The organism is Saccharothrix tamanrassetensis (genome assembly GCF_014203665.1).
GTDB lineage: Bacteria > Actinomycetota > Actinomycetes > Mycobacteriales > Pseudonocardiaceae > Actinosynnema > Actinosynnema tamanrassetense.
Window position 1 is genome coordinate 153082 of sequence record NZ_JACHJN010000009.1, and the last position, 21480, is coordinate 174561.

The 21480-nt window shown below is 73.9% G+C and carries 16 protein-coding genes; 8 read left to right on the forward strand and 8 right to left on the reverse strand.

The features are described from left to right. Nucleotides 1-20: 20 nt before the first annotated feature. The 6 genes from FHS29_RS26705 to FHS29_RS26730 all read right to left on the reverse strand — a co-directional run bounded on the left by FHS29_RS26705 (nucleotide 21) and on the right by FHS29_RS26730 (nucleotide 8963). The gene (locus FHS29_RS26705) at nucleotides 21-1196 is read right to left on the reverse strand and encodes a VWA domain-containing protein (RefSeq protein WP_184695128.1); all 1176 of its coding nucleotides are present in this window, start codon (nucleotides 1194-1196) and stop codon (nucleotides 21-23) included. 289 nt (nucleotides 1197-1485) lie between these two features. Next, a complete protein-coding gene (locus FHS29_RS26710; RefSeq protein ID WP_184695129.1) occupies nucleotides 1486-3669 on the reverse strand; it encodes a DUF5682 family protein in 2184 nt (727 codons plus the stop codon). Continuing rightward, nucleotides 3669-4751: an ATP-binding protein gene (locus FHS29_RS26715; protein ID WP_184695131.1), complete on the reverse strand. Its 1083-nt coding sequence runs from the start codon at nucleotides 4749-4751 to the stop codon at nucleotides 3669-3671. Before FHS29_RS26715 ends, FHS29_RS26710 begins: the two co-directional genes overlap by 1 nt. Further along, on the reverse strand, nucleotides 4748-6418 hold the full coding sequence (locus FHS29_RS26720; RefSeq protein WP_184695133.1) for a DUF5691 domain-containing protein: 1671 nt from the start codon (nucleotides 6416-6418) through the stop codon (nucleotides 4748-4750). Before FHS29_RS26720 ends, FHS29_RS26715 begins: the two co-directional genes overlap by 4 nt. A 61-nt stretch (nucleotides 6419-6479) precedes the next feature. Beyond that, entirely contained in the window at nucleotides 6480-7748 is a 1269-nt protein-coding gene (locus tag FHS29_RS26725; protein WP_184695135.1) for an SWIM zinc finger family protein, read from the reverse strand. A gap of 39 nt (nucleotides 7749-7787) precedes the next feature. Then, on the reverse strand, nucleotides 7788-8963 hold the full coding sequence (locus FHS29_RS26730; protein WP_184695137.1) for a homogentisate 1,2-dioxygenase: 1176 nt from the start codon (nucleotides 8961-8963) through the stop codon (nucleotides 7788-7790). Nucleotides 8964-9032: 69 nt separating this feature from the next. Between FHS29_RS26730 and FHS29_RS26735 the strand changes: the two genes are divergently transcribed. The 3 genes from FHS29_RS26735 to FHS29_RS26745 are packed head-to-tail and all read left to right on the forward strand — an operon-like array spanning nucleotide 9033 to nucleotide 11755. Then, a complete protein-coding gene (locus FHS29_RS26735) occupies nucleotides 9033-9899 on the forward strand; it encodes a hypothetical protein (RefSeq protein ID WP_184695139.1) in 867 nt (288 codons plus the stop codon). Further along, entirely contained in the window at nucleotides 9896-11074 is a 1179-nt protein-coding gene (locus tag FHS29_RS26740) for a fumarylacetoacetate hydrolase family protein (RefSeq protein ID WP_184695141.1), read from the forward strand. The genes FHS29_RS26735 and FHS29_RS26740 overlap by 4 nt, the downstream gene beginning before the upstream one ends. A 9-nt stretch (nucleotides 11075-11083) precedes the next feature. Beyond that, on the forward strand, nucleotides 11084-11755 hold the full coding sequence (locus FHS29_RS26745; protein WP_184695143.1) for an IclR family transcriptional regulator: 672 nt from the start codon (nucleotides 11084-11086) through the stop codon (nucleotides 11753-11755). 136 nt (nucleotides 11756-11891) lie between these two features. On the opposite strand, the gene FHS29_RS26750 is transcribed toward FHS29_RS26745, so the two are convergent. Further along, the gene (locus tag FHS29_RS26750; RefSeq protein ID WP_184695145.1) at nucleotides 11892-12488 is read right to left on the reverse strand and encodes a TMEM165/GDT1 family protein; all 597 of its coding nucleotides are present in this window, start codon (nucleotides 12486-12488) and stop codon (nucleotides 11892-11894) included. A gap of 327 nt (nucleotides 12489-12815) precedes the next feature. Here FHS29_RS26750 and FHS29_RS26755 point away from each other — a divergent pair, with 327 nt between their 5' ends. The 4 genes from FHS29_RS26755 (at nucleotide 12816) to FHS29_RS26770 (ending at nucleotide 20146) form a co-directional block, all read left to right on the forward strand. After that, nucleotides 12816-14423: a cytochrome ubiquinol oxidase subunit I gene (locus FHS29_RS26755; RefSeq protein ID WP_312865112.1), complete on the forward strand. Its 1608-nt coding sequence runs from the start codon at nucleotides 12816-12818 to the stop codon at nucleotides 14421-14423. Nucleotides 14424-14432: 9 nt separating this feature from the next. Continuing rightward, nucleotides 14433-15434, forward strand: coding sequence for a cytochrome d ubiquinol oxidase subunit II (gene cydB / locus FHS29_RS26760; protein ID WP_184695147.1), 1002 nt, complete (start codon nucleotides 14433-14435; stop codon nucleotides 15432-15434). Nucleotides 15435-15593: 159 nt separating this feature from the next. Beyond that, nucleotides 15594-19031: a thiol reductant ABC exporter subunit CydD gene (gene cydD, locus FHS29_RS26765; RefSeq protein WP_184695149.1), complete on the forward strand. Its 3438-nt coding sequence runs from the start codon at nucleotides 15594-15596 to the stop codon at nucleotides 19029-19031. A gap of 5 nt (nucleotides 19032-19036) precedes the next feature. Continuing rightward, nucleotides 19037-20146, forward strand: a complete 1110-nt coding sequence (locus tag FHS29_RS26770; protein WP_376774474.1) for a GAF domain-containing sensor histidine kinase — start codon at nucleotides 19037-19039, stop codon at nucleotides 20144-20146. 24 nt (nucleotides 20147-20170) lie between these two features. Here the strand turns inward: FHS29_RS26770 and FHS29_RS26775 are convergent, their stop codons facing one another. Next, nucleotides 20171-20794 (reverse strand): response regulator, encoded by a 624-nt coding sequence (locus FHS29_RS26775; RefSeq protein WP_184695153.1) that lies wholly within the window; start codon nucleotides 20792-20794, stop codon nucleotides 20171-20173. Between the two features lie 61 nt (nucleotides 20795-20855). Here FHS29_RS26775 and FHS29_RS26780 point away from each other — a divergent pair, with 61 nt between their 5' ends. Beyond that, nucleotides 20856-21338 carry a GNAT family N-acetyltransferase gene (locus FHS29_RS26780; protein WP_184695155.1) on the forward strand — a complete coding sequence of 161 codons (483 nt, stop codon included), beginning with the start codon at nucleotides 20856-20858 and terminating at the stop codon, nucleotides 21336-21338. Nucleotides 21339-21480 lie beyond the last annotated feature (142 nt).

Below are 21480 nucleotides of genomic sequence, written 5' to 3' on the forward strand. Positions count from 1 at the left end.
CTCCACCGGCGACACGGTGGTCAGCGGCCGACCGGGATGTCGTTCCGCTCCGCCCAGGCCGCCACGTCCTCCTTGCGCAGCGCGGTGGCCAGCAGGTCCGGGAAGCGGTCCGGGGTGCAGGCGAACGCGGGCGCGCCCAGGTCGGACAGCTTCGCCGCCAGTTCGTGGTCGTAGGCGGGCGTACCGCTGTCCGACAGGGCGAGCAGCACCACGACCGTGACGCCGCTCTGCACCAGCTCCCGCACCCGGCGTTCCAGCTCGCGCGCCACACCGCCCTCGAACAGGTCGCTGATCAGCACCATCACCGTGTCCGTCGGTCGCCGCACCAGCGACTGCCCGTACGCGACCGCGCGGTTGATGTCGGTGCCGCCGCCGAGCTGGGTGGAGAACAGCAGGTCCACCGGGTCCTTCAGGTCGTCGGTCAGGTCGACCACCTCGGTGTCGAAGACGACCAGCCTGGTGTCGATCGCGCGCAGCGACGCGAGGCTCGCGCCCAGCACCGCCGAGTAGACGACCGACTCGGCCATCGACCCGGACTGGTCGACCAGCAGGATCACGTCCTTGAGCGCGGCGGACCGGCTGCGCCGGGTGTTGCCGACCAGGTTCTGCACGACGACCGTGCGCTGGTCCGGCTGGTAGTGCCGCAGGTTGGCCCGGATCGTGCGCGACCAGTCGACGTCGGTCAGGCGGGGGCGGCTGGTGCGCTTGGAGTGGTCGACGGCGCCGTGGACGGCGGCCAGCAGGCGGTCGGCGAGCTTGCGCTCGATGTCCTCCACGACCTTGCGGACCACGGCGCGGGCCGTCTCCCTGGTCCGGGCCGGGATGGCGGAGGACAGCGAGACCAGCGTGCCGACCAGGCTGACGTCGGGCTCGACCCCGGCCAGCAGCTCGGGTTCCAGGAGCAGTTGGCGCAGCCCCAGGCGGTCCACGGCGTCGCGTTGCATGACCTGGACGACCGAGGCCGGGAAGTAGGTGCGGATGTCGCCGAGCCAGCGGTGCAGGACCGGGGACGAGCCGCCGAGGCCCGCGCTGCGCTTGCCCCCGGTGTCCGGGGCGTCGGTGGTCGCGCCGCCGCCGTAGAGCCCGGTGAGGGCGGAGTCGCGGCGGCGGTCGTCCTCGCCGAGCGCGCCGAGGTCGCCCGCCGCGCCGCCGAGCAGGAGCCGCCACCGGCGCAGGCGTTCGAGGTCTTCGGTCACGGCGTCTCCTCGGGGCGTGCGAGGTCGGTGGCGGGCGGGGTCGGCGGCCTGTGCGGCCGGCGGGAGCGGGGTCGGCGGGAGTGGGGTCGGTCGGGTGTGCGGCCGGTGAGGGTGGGTCCGGTGGGGGTGGGTCCGGTAGGAGCCCGGTCGGTGGGCGTGTGGCAGGTAGAGGTGGGTTCGGTGGGAGCGCTGCCGGTGGGAGCGCCGCCGGTGGGGGTGAGGCCGGTGGGGGTGAGGCCGGTGGGGGTGAGGCCGGTGGGGGCGCGGTCTGGGCGGGTCGTGGCGACGGTCATGGGGCGGCTTCGGCGAGCAGAGAGCGGACGTGGGTGGCCAGCCGGGTGGCGAGGGCTTCGTCCCAGTCGGCGGCGGTGGCCGTGGCGCCCCTGGTGGAGCCCTTCACCCGGTCGCCGAGCATCCGGCGTTCGGCGGGGCTGAACTCGGCGACGGCCCGGCGCAGCAGGGGCAGGGCGGCCTCGAAGTCCGCGGTGGTCAGGCCGGACAGCCAGTCGTCGACCACGCCGAACAGCCTCGGGTCGGCGGTGAGCAGGGCGGCCGAGCCCCGCAGGAAGCCGGCCACGAAAGCGGTCGCGCCGGCCGCCAGGGAGACCGCCCGGTGCAGCCTGGCCGCCACGGCGTCGGAGTCGAGCGCACCGGACTCCCAGAGCAGCCTGGTCGCCCGGCCGGTCGGCAGGCCGTGGGCGTCGGGCATGGCCACCAGCGACCGGAGGGCTTGCCGCCAGGTGTCCCTGTGGTCGTCGTCGGCCGCCAGGCGCACGGCGTCGTCGGCACCGTCCACGGCGGCGATGGCGCGTTCCGCCGTGTCGTCGTCCACGCCCCGGCACGCCAGGGGCAGGCCCACCGCGCCCCGTGCGAGCAGGCCGTGCAGCGCCACCCGCAGGAGTTCCGGGTCGGTGCCGCGGACCGAGCCGTAGCGGACGGTCGTCGCCAGGTCGGGTAGCGCCGCGAGGAGTTCCAGCGCGTCCGTCGCCGCCGCCGCGCAGCGGTCCAGGGCGGTGCGGGCCGCCGTGACGGCGGTGGGGATCTCGCAGCCGACGGACCGGCTCAGGGTTTCCGCGGCGTCGACCACGCGGGTCGCGTCGGCCGCCCGGCCGGTCAGCACCTGGTCGGCCGCCGCCGCCACCGTCGTGCCGTGCCGGGCGGCGGTGGCCAGGGCCACCGCGAACTCCGGTTTCCAGTGCAGCTGCCAGGCCTCGGCGAACGTGCCGAGGGTCCTGGTGGTGTCCGGGGTGCCCCAGGGCACGTCCAGGACCTCCAGCCGGCGCAGCAGTTTCGAGCGCTCGCGGTCGGTGTCCTTGCGGAGGTCCAGCCGGATCTGCTTCGGGGTCGCGTTCAGGGGCAGGCGCAGGCGTCTGGTGAGGCGGTCGAGGTCGGCGGCCAGCGGGGACGTGGGGACGTCCGCGCCGACCTCGCCGAGCCGTTCGCCGACCACGAGCCGGTCGTGGATCAGGTCCAGCGGCACCTGGTCGCCGTTGCACAGCACCGCTTTCGCGGCCTCCATGACCTCCGACAGCCCCGGCGACGGCCGACCGCGCAGGGCGGCCAGCGTGTCGGCCAGCCGCACGGCCTCCACGGCGCTCGCGGTGGACGCCGGCAGGTCCTCGGCGCGCAGCACGGTGCAGGCGCGGGCGAACCAACGGGCCACCGTGTCGCCTCGGGGGGCGCACTCCCACAGGTGCGCGTACCAGCCGGGCGAGTCGATGCCCGCGCCGTAGCCGGACGCGGTGGCCAGCTTGCCGTGGCTCCACGGAACCCAGGTGCCGGAGACCTTCTTCTTCGGCAGGCCTTTGAGCATCGCCGCGTCGGTCGACGCGGGCGGCAGCGTGCGCAGCGCGGGCACGTGCCACGCCCCGCAGACGACCGCGACCGGGCCGTCGGTGTCCTTCAAGGCCTGCCGCAGGTTCTGGCGCATCGCGGCCTCGCGGCGCAGGGTGCGGTCGTCCACCTCGTCGGCGAACTCCTCGCGCAGCGCGGTCATCGCCTCCGCGACCGCCTCGGCCAGGTCCGCCGGGTCGGTGTGGTGCTCGACCACGTCCTCCCACCAGCGCTCCGGGTCGTCGAAGCCGGCCGCCTCGGCGAGCGTGCCCAGCGGGTCCAGCGACGCCTTGCGGGCCCCGGACGGCTCCTCGGCCAGGGACGCGGCGGCGGCCAGGTCGAAGAACCGCACCGGCACGCCGCGGGCGTTCGCCCACACCATCGCCCGCCACTCCGGGGAGAACGCGGCGAACGGCCAGAACGCCGCGCTCGCGGGCTCCGCCTCGTCGTGCAGCAGCAGCGCCACCGGCGGGGTCAGGTCCGGGACGTGGCCGAGCAGCGCGTCACCCTCCGGCGGGCCCTCGATGAGCACGATCTCCGGCTCGGTGCGCTCCAGGGCGGCCTCGACCATCCGGGCCGAGCCGGGGCCGTGGTGTCGGATGCCGAGCAGCGTCACCCGCTCGGGCAGGTCCTTGGCCATCAGCGGTCCTGGCACGCCCGGTAGAGGTCACGCCAGTCGGCGCGTTCCTTCACCACGGCTTCCAGGTACTCCTGCCACGCGGCGGTGTCCGACACCCGGTCCTTCACGACCGCGCCGAGCAGGCCGGACGCCAGTTCGTCCGCGGTGATGGTGCCGTCGCCGAAGTGCCCGGCCAACGCCATGCCGCTGGTGACCACCGAGATCGCCTCGGCGGTGGACAGGCTGCCGCTGGGGCGCTTGAGCTGGGTTCGTCCGTCCACTGTGGACCCGTTGCGCAGCTCGCGGAAGATCCGCACCACGCGGCGCACCTCCTCCAGCGCGGGCGGCTCGGCGGGCAGCTCCAGCGCCCGACCCAGCTGCGCGGCGCGGGCGGAGACGATCCGCACCTCGTCGTCCTCGCTGGCGGGCGGCGGCAGCACGACCGTGTTGAACCGGCGGGCCAGCGCGGACGACATCTGGTTGACGCCCCGGTCGCGGTCGTTGGCGGTCGCGATGACCGTGAAGCCCGGCACCGCCTGCACCTGGATGCCCAGCTCCGGCACCGGCAGCGTCTTCTCGGACAGGATCGTGATGAACGAGTCCTGCACCTCGGCGGGCATCCGGGTCAGCTCCTCGATGCGCGCCACCGCGCCCAGCCGCATCGCGGTCATCACCGGGCTCGGCACGATCGCCGCCTCGCTCGGGCCCTCCGCGATGAGCCGGGCGTAGTTCCAGCCGTAGCGGACCGCGTCCTCCCCGGTGCCCGCCGTGCCCTGGACGACCCGGGTCGAGTCGCCGCTCACCGCCGCCGCGATGTGCTCCGACAGCCACGACTTCGCGGTGCCCGGCACGCCCACCAGCAGCAGCGCCCGGTCGGTCACCAGGGTGCCGACGGCGATCTCCACCAGCCGGCGGTCGCCCACGTACTTCGGGCTGATCACGGTGCCGTCCGGCAGGGTGCCGCCCAGCACGTACCGGACCACCGCCTGCGGCGACATGCGCCAGCGCGGCGGACGCGGCCGGTCGTCCGCCTTCGCCAGCGCGTCCAGCTCGGCGGCGTACTGCTGCTCCGCGGCGGGGCGCAGCACGGTCTCGGTGGTCATCGGGGTCCTTCCGGTCGGGGGGTGAAGGCGTCGCGGAGCTGCATCCGCAGGCGGAGCACGTCCAGGTCGGAGGTGCGCTCGGGCCACCGCTCGGTGATCCGGGCCCAGTGCGCGCCCAGCACCTCGGCGTCGCCGCGCACCAGCAGCACGGCCGGCGGCCGGCCCGCCCGCCACCTCGGGTCGCGGGTCCGCGCGTAGCGGTCCAGCAGGTCCTCCGTGGCCCGCGCGGACCACGGCGCGGGCAGCTGCGAGCAGGCGTGGTCGAGCAGGTCGTAGTTCCAGTTCCGGGAGACCTCGGCGATGGTCCGCGCGGCCAGCTCCGGCGGCAGCGTGGCCAGCATCTCCAGCTGCTCCATGCCGGTCAGCGTCCGGGTCGCGGCCACCGCCCACGGCGCGGCGTCCACGGCCAGCCGCAGCCGCTGCGCGACACCCCGCAGCAGGGCGGCGGCCCACGGGCCCCGTTCCAACTCGCCCGCCGCGCCCCGGTCGTCGGTGTCCAGCCGGTTCGTCCAGTGGCTGGGCGGCACACTGGCCGCCGCGCCGCGCAGCCGACCGGCCACGCCGGTTTCCGAGCCGTCGCGCAGCAGGTCGCGGGCCTCGTCCGGCTCCGGTTCCGGCTCGGACCACAGCTCGTCGCTCTGCACGTCGAAGCCGTCCGCGGTCAGCCACAGGCCGCGGTGCAGGCGTTCGGCGGCCCGTTCGGCGAGGCGGGAGGTCGGCAGCGCGCGCAGCAGGCGCAGGGCCTCGTCGTGGACGCCGATCGCGCGGTCGTCCAGGGCTTGTTCCAGCAGCGGTTCGTCGGCGGCGGACAGGCGCGCTTCGAGGGCGCCGACCAGGGCTTGCCGGTCGGTGGCGCGGCGCTGGGCGCCGAACTGCGCGGCGAGGAACTCCCGGGTGCCGTCCGGGTCCGCGATCCTGGCCCGGCGCAGCGCGGTGAGCCTGGCCGCGCCGGGGAGGTCGAGGGCTTCCAGCAGGTCCACCTCGTCGGTGGGGGAGGCGTCGGTCGCCCACGACCAGCCGGGGCGCACGGAGGCCAGCCAGCGGCCACGGGTGCCGAGGACCTTCGCGACGGCTTGGCGCAGACCGGGGTGGGCGGTGGCCAGGCCGAGCAGGGTGGGCAGCTCCCCGGCGGCGGCGACCACCCCCGCGCCGGCGGCCGTGCCGCACCACTCGGTGAGCAGGATCTGGTCGTCCAGGGCCAGGATCTGCGCCAGCACGGCCCGCGCCGGTCGGTCGGCCACCCGGTCCGCGGAGGCGGGCGCGGCGGGCAGCGGCGGGGTGTCGACCACGGGTGGCAGCCGGGCGCCGTGGGCGGCCACGCCGAGGGCGGCACAGCGGTCCAGCAGCTCGGTCGGCGTGGTGCCCGCCCGGTGCGCGCCGAGCAGCAGGGCCTGCACGGTCTCGTCCCAGGCGGCCTTGGTGCTCGCGGTGCCGGCTGGAGGCGTTTCGGTGTTCGCCGCGCCGCTTGTGGACGTTCGGGTGTTCATCGCGCGGTCGGTGGACGTTCGGGTGTGCGCCGGGCGGTCGGTGGACGTTCGGGTGTTCGTCGGGCGGTCGGTGGACGTTTCGGTGTTCGCCGCGCCTTCGACGGGCGTTCGGGTGCTCATCACGTGGTCGGCGGGCGTTCGGGTGTCCGCCGTCCGGTCGGCGGGCGTCTCGGTGCTCATCGCGCCACCTCCGGTGCGGTCGCGGGTGCGGCGGTCGGGTGGCCGGTCGGCGGCGCGGCGTTCATCCCAGCACCTCCGGAGCCCGGCCGGGCTCGGCGACCGCGCCCAGGCGCAGTTCGCGGCCGTTCCACAGCCCCCAGGCGTCGAACGGCTCGCCGCCGGTCACCGCGATGGCCTGGTCGAGCGCGAGGTCACCCCGTACCGGCAACCCCCGGCCGGACACGTCGAGCAGGTGCTTCGCGTCGGCGGTCAACCGCACCCCGGCGCACCCCAGCGGGTGCAGGCGCAGCCACGGATCGGCGACCAGGTACTCCTCCAGCCCCGCCAACGCCGCCCGCCAGTCCGCGGGCGCCGGCACCGGCGAAGCCGGGCGTTCGGCCTCCACCTCGCCCAGCGCCACCCGCCGGGGCGCGGAACCGGGGTACGGGTGCAGCACCCCCTGCACCTCCACCCCGTGCGGCAGCACCGGGACCGGGCGCGCACCGCCGCCCGCGTGCCGGATCGCGGTGACCCAGCCGTGCGCGCGGCCCCACACCCACTGCCGGACGGTGCGCACCAGACCGTCGTCGGACTCCAGCCGCAGCAGCGGCAGCCAGCGGTCCGACCAGCCCTCGCCGGCCCGCACGTCATCCTCCGCGACGGCGAACCCGAGCCGCCGCCGCACCACCTCCGAGGGCGTGTCCGCCAGCCGCACCAGCAGGTGCATCCCGCCCAGCCGGTCGGCCGCCTCGTGCGCCCACTCCGGACCACCCGCGGCGACCGCCGAGCGCAGCCCGTCCACCGCCGACGCCAGGCCCTTCGCCTGCGCGTCCACCATGCGCGCCCCGATGGCGTGCCACCAGGCCGCGTCCCGCGACGGCAGGCCCGCGATGCCCGCGCCCGCCACGTCGGCCAGCCAGTCGCCCAGCCCGGCCACGCCGCCGCGCACCGCCTCGGCCCGGTTGCGGGCGGTCTTCTCCTTGGCGCGGGCGCGCCGCTCCTCGGCCTCCGGGGACGTGTCGACCGGTGTCACGGCCTGCTGCCGGCGCGCCAGCCACTCGGCCACCCAGTCGGGCGGCTCCGCCGGGGCGAACGGCTCCCGGGCGTCACGCAGTTGCAGCGCCAGCGCGTGCTTGCAGGGGAACTTGCGGGACGGGCACGAGCACTTCGTCGCCCGGTCGGTCAGGTCGACGCACACCCGGTAGGGGTTCCGGCCGCTGCCCTTGCACAGCCCCCACAGGGCCTCGGCACTGCGGCCGGACCCGGTCCAGCCGGACGACCCCGCCAGCCGGGTGGCGCTGCTCGCCACCTGGCTGTCCGGGGCCAGTGCCAGAACCGCTTGTGCGTCCATGGTTGCCGAAGGTAGCGGCGACCACCGACAAAGAGTCGATCACCCCAGGTCGGGGCCCCGGCGCGCCCAGGACCAGGCGTACCCGCGGTCCTCCGCGGCCAGCGCCGCCTCGCCCAGGTCCAGCGGGCGGAACGTGTCGACCATCACGGCCGTCTCGTCGAAGAAGTCCGCGCCCAGCGACGCCTCCACCGCGCCCGGCTGCGGGCCGTGCGTGCAGCCCGAGGGGTGCAGCGACAGCGACCCGACGCCGATCCCGGAGCCCTTGCGCGCCTCGTAGTTGCCGCCGACGTAGAACATCAGCTCGTCGGAGTCGACGTTGGCGTGGTTGTACGGCACCGGGACGGCCAGCGGGTGGTAGTCGACCTTGCGCGGCATGAACGAGCACACCACGAAGTTGGGGCCCTCGAACGTCTGGTGCACCGGCGGCGGCTGGTGCACGCGGCCGGTGATGGGCTCGAAGTCGCGGATGTGGAACACCCACGGGTACAGGCAGCCGTCCCAGCCCACCACGTCGAACGGGTGGTCGGCGTAGGTGAACTTCGTCAGGCCCGCGCGGTGCCGCACGAGGACCTCGACGTCCTCGCCGTCGACCAGCAGCGGCTCCGACGGGCCGCGGATGTCGCGTTCGCAGTACGGCGAGTGCTCCAGGAACTGGCCCTTGGCCGACAGGTACCGCTTCGGGGGCCCGATGTGTCCGGTGGCCTCCAGGACGAGGATGTTCATCGGCTTGTTCGGCACCACGCGGTACGTGCACGACGTCGGTAGCACTACGTAGTCGCCCTCGCCGACCGTCAGAGCCCCGTAGATGGTCTCCACGACCCCTTCGCCGGTCTGCACGTAGAGCAGCTCGTCGCCGGCGGCGTTGCGGTACAGCGGGCTGGGTGCGTTCGCGGTGACGAAGCCGATCGTCACGTCCGCGTTGCCGAACAGGCGCCGCCGTCCGGTCACCGCGTCCACGTCACCCGACCAGGTCAAATCCTGTGTCTTGAAGGCGCGCGGCTTCAGCGGGAGGTTCGGCGTGAGCGTGCCGCGGGTGTCCTCGACGGTCTCCGCGTTCACGATCGCGGTGGGCAGGTGGCGGTGGTAGAGCAGCGCCGAATCGGCCGAGAAGCCCTCGACGCCCATCAGCTCTTCCGCGTACAGCCCGCCCTCCGGTGTGCGGAACTGCGTGTGGCGCTTTCGGGGGATCTCACCCACCTGGCGGTAGTACGCCATCCTTCACTCCGGGCGTTCGACAGTCGGACATCTTTGTTCATTGACCGGTACGCCACTAGCGTGTCAGCCGTGTCAAGCGCCTTCGAACTCCGTGCGCCCGGTCCACGCGGCACTCCGCCCCTGCTCGCGAGGCTCGTCGACGACGCCGCGCTGTTCCCACCGGGCAACGCGACGATGCCCGACGCGGTTCGCGGTCACCTCGACGCACGCGTCGGGGACTGGGCTGGTGCGGTGGGACTCTTCCTGTGTCCCGCGTCACGTCTCGCCGAGCTGATCACCGAGTTGATCAAGGTGAAGCCGGTCAAGCCGATCGCCCTCTCGCTGGTCATCGACACCGGCTTGGGCGGCGTGCCCAAAGCGGTGTCGATCGTCGAATCGCGCAGCGAGCTCCTCGCGCTGCGCATGGTCGAGATGCCCGCCCCGTCCGACGTGGACGAGGTGTGGCTGGAACGCGTCTCCGAGTTCGTGCCCGAGGACGTGATCCGCGTCGTGGAGCCCCGCCGGGGCGCCCCCGAGTGGCTGGACGGCGTCCGCCGGGTCATCGAGCACGGCAGCTGGCCCAAGCTGCGCTGCGGGGGCCTGTCCAGGGAGAACTTCCCGAGCGTGGACGAGGTCGCCGACTTCCTGTCGGTGGTCGCGGCGGGCGGCGTGGCGTTCAAGGCCACCGCCGGGCTCCACCACGCCGTCCGCTACACCGACGGCGAGACCGGGTTCACCCACCACGGGTTCCTGAACCTGCTCGTCGCCACCGGCCGCGCCCTGTCCGGCGGTGACGTGCGCGAGGCGCTGTCGTCGTCGGACGCCGAGGCGCTGTCGGCGGAAGCCGGCGGGCTGTCCGACCAGGCCGCGCACGCCGTGCGCGGGGTGTTCGCCTCCTACGGCTCGTGCTCGCTCGACGACCCCATCACCGACCTGGAAGAACTGGGCCTGCTGTGACCTGGATCGACGACCCGGCGTTCAGCGCCGACGCGCCCTTCGGGCCGCAGACCCTGCCCTACGGCGTGCTCCCGTCCGGTATCGCCGTGCGGGTGGGCGACCGGGCGCTGCCGCTGCGCCCCATCGCGGACCACTTCGGCCGGCTGGCCGACCTGGTGTCGACGCCGACGCTGAACCCGCTGCTGGCGGCGGGACGGCCCGCGTGGAGCGAGCTCAGGGCCCGGCTGATGGACCTCGTGACGGCCGCCGCGGCGCCGCGGGGGGCGGAGCTGGTGGCGCTGGACGGCGCGGTGCTGCCGTTCGAGGTCGCCGACTACGTGGACTTCTACTCGTCGCGCCACCACGCGGAGAACGTCGGCCGCATCTTCCGCCCGGACGGCGAGCCGCTGCTGCCGAACTGGACCCACATCCCGATCGGCTACCACGGCCGCGCGGGCACGGTCGTCGTCTCCGGCACGCCGGTCGTGCGCCCGCACGGGCAGCGCCGGACCTCCGAGGGGCCGGTGTTCGGACCGTCCGGCCGGCTCGACATCGAGGCCGAGGTGGGCTTCGTGTGCGGCGGGCCGGTGGCGTCCCGGCTGACCCCGTCGCAGGCGGTGGACCACGTGTTCGGCGTGGCACTGGTGAACGACTGGTCGGCGCGCGACATCCAGGCGTGGGAGTACCAGCCGCTCGGGCCGTTCCTGGGCAAGTCGTTCGCGACGTCGATCTCGGCCTGGATCACGCCCCTGGAGGCGTTCGCGGTGGCCCGGGTGGCCCCGCCGCCGCTGGGCAACCCCGTGCTGCCCTACCTGGCCGAGGAGCGGCCGTGGGGGCTGGACGTCCGGATCGAGGTCGAGTGGAACGGCGAGGTCGTGTCCCGGCCGCCGTTCCGCGAGATGTCGTGGACGTTCGCGCAGCAACTCGCGCACCTGTCGGCGAACGGCGCTACCGTTCGGCCGGGCGACCTGATCGCGTCGGGCACCGTGTCCGGCCCTTCCCGCGACGAGCGCGGCTCCTTCCTGGAGCTGAGCTGGGGCGGCAAGGAGCCGCAGCGGGTGGCCGGCGAGGAGCGGACGTTCCTCGAGGACGGCGACACGGTCCGCATCACCGCGACCGCGCCGGGGGAGCACGGCTCACTCGTCGGCCTGGCCGAGGTGGTCGGCACGGTCGCACCCGCCGACACGGAGAGGTAGGAACAGCCGGTGGCCAGACCTGACCCGCGCGGCCGACTCCCGCTGCCCGCCGGGTCGAAGGAGAGCTCGCTGACCCTGGAGCGGGGCCTGGCCCTGCTCCAGGCGGTGGCCGACGCCGAGTCGGAGGCGCCGTCGATCAGCGAGCTGGCCGCGGCCATCGGAGCGTCCCGGGCCGCGGTGTACCGGCTGCTGGTGCCGTTGCAGTCGCGCGGGCTGGTGCGGCGCGAGGGGTCGAAGGTGCGACTGGGGCTGGGCGTGCTGCGGCTGGCCTCCAACGTGCTGCCGCAGTTGCGGCTGGCGGCGCAGCCCTCGCTGCGGGTCCTGGCCGAGCACGTCGGGGCGACCGCGCACCTGACCGTCGCGGACGGGACCGAGGCGCAGGCCGTCGCCGTGGTCGAGCCGTCGTGGACGGCCTACCACGTGGCCTACCGGGTCGGGTCGCGCCACCCCGTGCACCGCGGGGCGGCCGGGAAGGCGATCGGGCTGCCCCTGGAGGGGCGGCAGTGGGTGCATTCGACCGGTGAGCTCCAGCCGGGCGCGTTCGGCGTGGCCGCGCCGGTGCGCGGCGTGCCCGGTTTGCGGGCCAGCGTGGGCGTGGTGGCCCTGGAGAAGCTCGACGGTGAGGTGGTGGGGCCGCAGGTCGTGAGGGCGGCTCAGGAGGTCGCTGAGGCCCTGCGCTAGCCGCCGCCGACGCCCCGGACCGGCCGGTGGTTCCCGACGCCTCGCGCAGGCGGGTGCCTGCCGACGCCTCGCGCAGGCCGGTGGCTGCAGACGCCTCGCGCAGGCCGGTGCTGCGACGTCCGGCCCGCCGCCGGTGTCAGCCCGTCACCGCCTGCCACACCGCGAAGACGGCGAACACGGCGAAGATCACGCCGCTGACCCGCTGGATCAGGTGGGTCGGTATGCGCCCGGCGATCCTGCGCCCCACCAGCACGGCGATCCCCGCGACCGTCACCAGGGCCAGGAACGCGCCCAGCCCGACGAACACCGGAGCGCCGTAGCGGGCGGAGAGCGCGGCGGTGGCCAGCTGCGAGGCGTCGCCCCACTCGGCCGCGAACAGCACGCCGAACGACGTCAGGGCCGCCCGCCGGAACGACACCGCGGGTGCCGTCGACCCGGCCGAGTCCTCCTCGTCGTCACCCGCGAAGCTCTCCTTCAGCAGCAGGAACGCCCCGACGCCGAACAGCACGGCGACCACGCCCGCCACCAGGCGGTCCGGCAGGAGGGTCAGCACGCCGCCGAACGTCGCCGCCACCACGCACTGGACCGCGAACGCGGCGGTGACCCCGGCGAACACCGGCCAGGCCCGGTAGCGGGTGGTCAGGACGAGGGTGGCGACCATCGTCTTGTCCGGCAGTTCGGCCAGGAAGATGATGCCGAAGGCGGTTGCCAGGGCGATGAGCTCCGCTGCCACGAGGTACCTCCACGTCCGTGATCCCGGACGGAGGCAGCACGACCCCGACCGGGCGTGATGCACTGCCCGGCCGGAGGTCTCGTTCGCCCGTCCGAAGACGGGTGAGGGACCGGATCCGCGCTGGGCGGACCAGTATGTCGATCACCTCGCCGGACCGCCCGGCACAGCAGCGGTCGCGGGAACTACTCCCCTCTGGCGCGACCGATCGTAGTCGACGCATCCGTGCAGGTCGACGTGATGCCGACCGCACCGGGGGACCTTGGTCCCGGGCCCGACGGGACCGTCGTACCTGATCGGGGCCGGGCTCGCCGACCTAGCGTCGTGGTCGTGGACGTCCTCGACCTGGCGCGGTGGCAGTTCGGCATCACCACCGTCTACCACTTCCTGATGGTGCCGCTGACGATCGGCCTGTCGCTGCTGGTCGCCGGGATGCAGACGGCCTGGGTGCGCACGGGTGACCGCAAGTACCTGGCGATGACCAAGTTCTGGGGCAAGCTGCTGCTGATCAACTTCGCCATGGGCGTGGTGACCGGCATCGTGCAGGAGTTCCAGTTCGGCATGACGTGGAGCGCCTACTCGCGCTTCGTCGGCGACGTGTTCGGTGCGCCGCTGGCGATGGAGGGCCTGGTCGCGTTCTTCGTGGAGTCGACGTTCCTCGGCCTGTGGATCTTCGGCTGGGACCGGCTGCCGCGCAAGGCGCACCTGGCCTGCGTGTGGGCGTTCTCGCTGGCCAGCATCGCGTCCGCGTACTTCATCCTGGCCGCCAACTCGTGGATGCAGCACCCGGTGGGCGTGGAGCTGGTGGACGGCAGGCCCCGGCTGAACTCGATCTGGGCCGTGCTGACCAACAACACCGTGCTGGCCGCGTTCCCGCACACGATCTTCGGCGCGTTCGCGGTGGCCGCCGCTTTCCTGGTCGGCATCGCGGCGTGGCAGCTGTGGCGCGGGAACGCCGACGAACCGGTGTGGCGGTCCTCGGTGAAGCTGGGCACGTGGGTCGGCGTGGTGGCGTTCACCGGCCTGGCCATCACCGGCGACCTCCAGGGGAAGCTGATGTTCGAGCAGCAGCCGATGAAGATGGCCGCCGCCGAAGCGCTGTGCCACACCGAGTCGCCGGCGAGCTTCTCGGTGTTCGCGGTGGGCGACGTGTCGCGGCCGGACTGCGAGGACGTCAAGAGCATCACCGTGCCCGCGCTGCTGTCGTTCCTGGCGCACAACGACTTCAGCACCGAGGTCAAGGGCATCGACGACCTCGTGCCGATGTACCAGGAGAAGTACGGCACCAACTACCCGGTGGACGAGCGGCTGGGCGAGCTGTCGGGCAAGCCGATCGACTACGTGCCGGTGCTGCCGGTCACCTACTGGGGGTTCCGGCTGATGATCGGGTTCGGCGCGATCTCGGCCGGCGTGGGCCTGCTGGTGCTGTGGCTGACCCGGGGCGGGCGGACGCCGCGCGGGCGGTGGTTCAGGTGGCTGGCGCTGGGGAGCATCGCGACCCCGTTCCTGGGCAACAGCTTCGGCTGGATCTTCACCGAGATGGGGCGGCAGCCGTTCGTGGTGGTGCCGAATCCGACCGGCGTCGACGGGGTGTGGATGTTCACCGCGCGGGCCGTGTCGAACTCGACGCCGGGCGAGGTGCTGACGTCGTTGGTCGCCTTGACGCTGGTCTACGGGGTGCTGGCCGGTGTCGAGGTGTTCCTGATCCGGCGGTACGTCCGCGGCGGTGTCGCGGGCGTGCTGCCGGGTTCGGACCCGGGCGGTCCGGGGTCCGGCGACGGTCCGGGGTCGGGTGGCGAGCCCGGGACCGGTGACCGGGCCGGGTCAGGTGACCGGGCCGGGTCAGGTGACGGGGTCGGGTCAGGTGACGGGGCTGGGCCTGGCGCCAAGGCCGGGTCCGGCGACGAGGCCGACGACGTCCTGTCGTTCGCGTACTGAGGGGGAGTCGTGGACACGTTCTGGTTCTGCGTGATCGCCCTGCTGTGGCTGGGCTACCTGTTCCTGGAGGGGTTCGACTTCGGCGTCGGCATGCTGCTGCCGGTGCTCGGCCGGGACGAGACCGAGCGCCGGGTCCTGATCAACACGATCGGGCCGGTGTGGGACGGCAACGAGGTGTGGCTGCTGGTCGCGGGCGGTGCCACCTTCGCGGCGTTCCCCGGCTGGTACGCTTCGCTGTTCAGCTCGGTCTACCTGCCGCTGGTGCTGTTCCTGCTGGCGCTGATCGGGCGCGGGGTGGCGTTCGAGTACCGGGGCAAGGTGGACTCGGTGCGGTGGCGCCGGGTGTGGGACGCGGTGATCGTGACCGGGTCGTGGGTGGCGGCGCTGGGTGTCGGGTTGCTGTTGACCACCAACGTGTTCGGGCTGCCCTTGGACGCGGCCGGGGACCGGGTCGGGTCGCCGTTCGCGTCGATCACGCTGGAGAGCCTGTTGGGGGCGTTGGCGATCGCCGGGTACGCCCTCGTGCACGGCGCGGTGTTCCTGTCGCTGAAGACCGAGGGTGAGGTGCGGGAACGGGCGCGTGCGTTGGCGTTGCGGATCGCGCCGTTCGCGCTGGCGCCGCTGGTGGTGCTGCTCCTGTTGGTGCAGTTGCGCTTCGGGTCGGTGTGGACGTACGCGGCGTCGATCGGCGTGGCTCTGGCGGCGTTCGGTGCCTTCGCGCGGCTGGCCCTGCGGCGCGAGGGGCAGGCGTTCGCGTTGATGGGTGTCGCGGTGGCCTGTGCGGTGGTGGCGCTGTTCGGCGCTCTGTACCCGAACGTCCTGCCGTCCACTTTGGACCCCGCTTTTACGCTCACCATCGAGAACGCGGCGTCGAGCCCGTACACGCTGACCGTGATGACGTGGGTGGCGGCGTTCGGCACGCCTGCCGTGCTGGCCTACCAGGGGTGGACCTACTGGGTGTTCCGCAAGCGCATCGGCACCCGGCACATCCCGTCGGTGCACGTTCCGTAGGGGAACGCGAAGTCGGCAGCAGGGTCGGAGGCCGGGTGGTGACCCCACCCGGCCTCTTCGCGCGTCCTGATGGCGGACGGCGGCGCGGGACCTAGGTCCTGCCGGGGACGGGACCGTCGTACCTGAACGGGACAGGTCGGTCGGACTTACGGTCGTCTCGTGAACGTCCCCGGAGCCCCTTCCGCCAAGAAGCCGGGGAGGGGTCCGCTCGGCGCGCTACCCGCTCTTTCACCTTCGGCGCGCCGGGCGTTGACCCTTTGTGGCGGGCTGGCGGTGCTGTCGGCGGGCGCACTGGTGTGGCAGGCCGTGGCGCTGGCGTCCGCGTTGGTTGCCGGCGGGTCGTTGTGGTCGCTGGCCCTCGCGGTGTGCGCACGGGCGGTGCTGGCCTGGGCCACGGAGACGGTCGCGGCGCGGGCGGCGGCCGGGGCGAAGGAAGAGCTGCGGGCCGCCGTGCTCGACCGGGCGCTGGGGCTGGGTCCGGCGTGGATCGTGTCGCGGGGTCCGGCCGAGCTGACCGCGTTGGCGACCAAGGGGTTGGACGCCCTGGACGCCTACTTCACCCGCTACCTGCCCGCCCTGGTGACGACGGCGGTCGTGCCGGTGCTGGTGGGTGCGTGGATCTTCTTCACCGATCCGACCTCGGCCGTGCTGATCGCGGTGACGTTGCCGCTGATCCCGGTGTTCGCGGTGCTGATCGGGAAGTTCACCTCGGCGCGGGTCGCGGCGGCGGCCTCGGCGTTGGAACGGCTGTCCGGCCGGCTCGCGGAGCTGGTGCGGGCGCTGCCGGTGCTGACCGCGTTCGGGCGGGCGGCGGCGCAGGCGAAGGCGGTCCGGGAGGTCGGCGAGCGGTACCGCGAGGCGACGATGGGGACGCTGCGGGTGGCGTTCCTGTCGGCGCTGGTGCTGGAGATCGCGGCGTCGCTGTCGGTGGCGCTGATCGCGGTGGGCATCGGCCTGCGGCTGGTGTCCGGCGAGCTGACCCTGCTGACCGGCCTGGTCGTGCTGATCCTCGCGCCCGAGTGCTACCTGCCGCTGCGCACCGCCGGGGCGGCGCACCACGCGTCCGAGGACGGCATGGAGGCCGTCCGGCGGGTCGCCGAGGTGCCGGAACCCGGTCCGTCCGCGGGTGCGCGAACCATCGGCGGCCGGACCGTAGGTGCGCGAATCGTCGACGGGCGGTCCGTTGACGAGCGAACCGTCGGCCGGCTGACGATCGGTCGGCGAACCGGGGGCGAAGTTGGCGCGCCGATCGTCGGTCCGTCGACGATCGACGGCAGGATCGTCGGTATCCAGGTGCGCAACCTGCGGGTGCGGCGGCGTGACCGGTACGCCCCGGACGGCGTCGGTTTCATCGTGCGGCCCGGCGAGGTGCACCGGCTCGACGCGCCCAGCGGAGCCGGCAAGTCCACCCTGTTCGACGTGCTGCTCGGGTTCGTGGAGCCGGACGGCGGCGAGGTCGTGGTCGACCGCGACGCCATCGCCTGGGTGCCGCAGCGGCCCGCGTTCGCCGGCCGGACCGTCGCCGACGAACTGGAACTGACCACCGGCCGGGTGGACCTCGACGTGCTGGCCGAGGTCGCCGCCGAGCGGCTGGCGCACCGGCCCATCGCCGAACTGTCCACCGGGGAGCGCCAGCGGATCGCCATCGCCCGCGCGCTCACCCGCGTGCGGGACGGGGCGACGATCCTCCTGCTGGACGAGCCCACCGCCCACCTGGACCCGGCCACCGCCGCCAAGGTGATGGCCGCCGTGCAGCGGGCCGCCGACCGGGGCGCGACCGTGCTGCTGGCCACGCACCGGATCGTCGGGCGAGCCGACACCGCTGTCGCGGCGGTGTCCGTGGACCACGAAGTCGGCCGGACGGCTCCACCACGGACGCCGAGGCCGACGACCCGAATGCTGGCCGGGGCGGCACTGGGGGTTGCCGCCTCGGCCGGCGGGGTCGCGCTGACCGCGCTCGCCGCGTACCTGATCGCCAAGGCCGCCACCCAGCCGCCGATCCTGACGCTGTCCGTGCTGGTGGTCGGGGTCCGGACGTTCGCGCTGGCCAAGGGCGTGTTCCGGTACCTGGAGCGCCTGGTGTCGCACGACGCGGCGTTCCGGTTCGCCGAGGACCTGCGCGTCCGGCTGTGGCGCAGCCTGCGACCGGGCCGCGCGGAGCTGACCCGCCTGGTGGACGACGTGGACACCGTGCGCGACCTGGTTCCGCGCGTCCTGCAACCACCGCTGGTCGCGGCCGGGGTCGGTGCGGCGGCGGTGGTGCTGTTCGCCTTGATCTCGCCGTGGGCCGGGGTCGCGCTCGGGCTGGCGGTGCTGGTCGGCGGAACGCTCGCGCCGTTGGTCGCGGTGGCTGCGGAACGCCGGGCGAGCACCGTCCTGGCCCGTGGCCGGCGGCAGGTGTCGGAGGACGTGCTGACGCTGCTCACCGCCGCACCGGACCTCATCGCGTTCCGGGCGGACCGGAAGGTGCGGGCGTCGCTGGCCGCCGACGACGCCGAACTCGCCCGGCTGGCGCGACGGCAGGCGTTCGGCGCCGGCGCGGCGACCGGTGTCGTGCACCTGGCGCTGGGGATGGCGGTCGTGGCGTGCACGGCGTCGGCGGCCGGCGTCGACCCGCTGCTGGCCCCGGTGCTCGGGCTGGTGCCGTTGGCGTTGGCGGAGGTGCTCGGGGCGTTGCCGGCGGCGGCCCAGCACTGGGGCTCGCTGCGGGAGTCCTACGGGAGGATCGTCGAACAGTCCGCGCCCGGGAACCGCCCGGCCGTGACTCGTCGGCACCTGGCCGCGCCGCGCCCGACCGGCTCCGATGGCCTTCCGACCAGGCAAGATGATCACGCGGTCGGGCTCGATGACCGGTCGGTCGGGCCTGGGGACCCCCCGATTCAATCCAAGCACGAGGCACCGACAATCTCGGGCGTTCAAGCTGAGAGTGGCGCACGGGCAGCGGAGCCGGTTCGGGTCGTCGTGCCGGCGCAGGGCCGGGCGCTGGTGTCGGAGCGTCCCGGTGCGGTGGAGTTCGAGCAGGTGACGGTGGGGTGGCCGGGAGCCGGGGCGCCGGTGTTGACCGGCGTCAGCGGTCGGGTTCCGGCGGGGGCCAAGGTCGCCGTGGTGGGTCCGTCGGGGGCGGGCAAGTCGACGTTGTTCGCGGTGTTGTTGGGGTTCGTCGAGCCGTCGGCCGGGGTCGTCCGGCGCCCTGAGCGGGTGGCGTGGTGTCCGCAGGAGCCGATGCTGGTGTCCACGTCGTTGCGCGAGAACCTGCGGATCGGTGACCCGCGTGCCGACGACGCCCGGATGCTCGACGTGCTGTCGCAGGTCGGGTTGCACCTGGACCTCGACACGGTGGTCGGCCCGTCCCTGCTCTCCGGGGGCGAGGCGCAGCGGGTGGCGCTGGCGCGTGCCCTGCTGTTCGACGCCGACGTCCTGCTGCTGGACGAGCCGACCGCGCACCTGGACGAGGCGTCCGCCCGCGACCTGCTGGACCTGGTCGACGGCCTGGACCGCACCGTCGTGCACATCACCCACCGGCCCGACGAGGCCGCGCGCGCCGATCAGGTGTGGGAGGTGTCCCACGGGCGGGTCGGGGTCGGGGCCTACCGTTGACGGCCGTGGACCCCGCCCTGGTGCTTGCCGCTTCGACCGAGATCACCACCGCCGCGCTGGCCGGTGACGACCCGGACGCCGTGCTGCCGCTGGTCGTGCGGCGGGCGGTAGAGCTGGCCGGGGCCGACCTCGGGCTGGCGATGGTCACCGGGGACGACGGGACGCTGACCGTCGAGACGTCCTCGGGCGACGACGATCCGGTGGGGATCGTGCTGTCGAGCCGTTCGTCCGCCGCGCGCGCGGCCCGGACCGGCGTCCCGGTGGTGGCCGACGACTTCACGACCGATCCGCGCACGGCCCCGTTCGTGCCCAAGGCGTTGCGCGGCTACGGGCCGTTCGCGGTGGCGCCGTTCGGGACCAGTGAACGGCGGATCGGTGCGCTCGCGGTGTACCGGCGCAAGGGGGCCACGCCGTTCAGCACGGACACCGTGGACGTGCTGGCGGCGTTCGCGGCGCAGGCCGGGCTGGCGGTCGTGCTCGCCGAGGGGTTCACCGCGCGGCAACGGGTCGCGGTCTACCAGGAGCGCGAGCGGATCGCGCGGGACCTGCACGACGTGATCATCCAGCGGCTCTACGCGACCGGTGTCCAGTTGGACCTGCTCGACCGGCGGTTGAAGCTGGAGGGTCGGGAGGGCGAGCGGCTCGCCGACGCGGTGGACCAGCTCGACCAGACCATGGCTGAGGTGCGGGCCACGGTGCGGGCGTTGCGCAGCGCCGACCCCGGCAAGCCCGGTGACGCCGACCTGCGTGGCTCGGTGCTGGCCGAGGCGCGCACGGCGGGGGAGCTGCTGGGGTTCGAGCCCGAGGTGCGGATCGACGGGGACCTGGCGGAGGTGCCGCCCGAGCTGGCCGACCACGCGCGGGCGGCGTTGCGGGAGGCGTTGTCGAACGTGGTGCGGCACTCCGGGGCGCGGGCGGTCGGGATCGAGGTGGCGAAGGACGCCGAACGGCTCGTGCTGCGGGTCGCGGACGACGGGTGCGGGATCCCGCGCGGGGTGGCCCGGCGGGGGTTGCGGCACCTGGAGGAGCGGGCGTTGGCGGCCGGTGGCGGGTGCGAGGTGGCCTCGTCGCCGCGCACCGGGACGACGATCACCTGGCACGTGCCGCTGACGTGATCGGCCGCCGGCGGCAGGTGGGGATCAGCGCGAGCGGCGGGCCACCCAGGCGGCGGCCTGGGTGCGGCGCTCCATGCCGAGCTTGGACAGCACCGACGTGACGTAGTTCTTCACCGTCTTCTCCGCCAGGAACAGCCGTTCGGCGATCTGCCGGTTCGTCATGCCCTCGCCGATCAGGTCCAGCACCCGCCGCTCCTGCTCGGTCAGCGCGTCCAGCACGTCGACCTCCGGCGGGCGGCGCATCCGGTCCAGGACGCGGGCCGTGGTCTGCGGGTCGAGCAGCGAGCGGCCTGCCGCGACCTCCCGCACCGCCACCACCAGGTCCTGCCCGCGCACCTGCTTGAGCAGATATCCGGACGCGCCCGCCATGATCGCGCCGACCAGCGCCTCCTCGTCGTCGAACGCGGTCAGCACCAGGCACCGGACGTCCAGGTCGCGCAGCCGGCGGCACAGCTCCACCCCGGTCCCGTCCGGCAGCCGGACGTCCACCACCGCCACGTCGGGCCTGGTGGCGGACGCGCGGACGAACGCCTCGCCCACCCCGCCCGCTTCGGCGACCACGGTGATGTCGTCCTCGTCGTCGAGCAGCTCACGCAGTCCCCTGCGGACCACTTCGTGGTCGTCGACCAGCAACACGCGCACGGGCACGAACCAACCATAGGGCGAATGCCGGTACCGGCCGAACACGGACGCCAAGACAGTGCAAGGCATGCTCGTACGCGTGATCGAGGAAGCCGACCGGATCGTCGTCGGCCGACTGGTGCTGGAACTGTGGGGCGCCCACACAGCCGTCGCCCACGGCCAGGTGTTCTTCCCGGCCAGCCTGCCCGGCTTCCTGGTGGAGCACCAGGACCAGATCGTCGGCCTGCTCACCTACGCCGCCACCGACGGGTTGCTGGAGATCGTCACCGTCGACGCGTTGCGAAGAGGCAGGGGCGTGGGCAGCTCCCTGGTCGACGCGGCCGTCCAGCGCGCCCGCCAGCTCGGCTGCTCCCGCGTCCGGCTGACCATCACCAACGACAACCTCGACGCGCTGCGGTTCTACCAGCGGCGCGGGTTCCGGCTCACCGCGCTGCGGCCCGACGCGGTCCGGGAGTCCCGCCGGCTCAAGCCGGAGATCCCCTCGGTCGGGGATTACGGCATCCCCATCACCGATGAGCTCGACCTCGAACGATGGATCGCGCCGAGGTAGTTGTCCACAGGCTCTACCCAGCTTGTCCACAGACTTGTGCACAACCGGTGTGATCTGGGTTACGGCCGTTCCGGCTGTCGGGCGATCAGCTGTGGGCCATTCATCTGTAGCCCGTTCATCTGGGGTCCGTTCATCTGGGCGC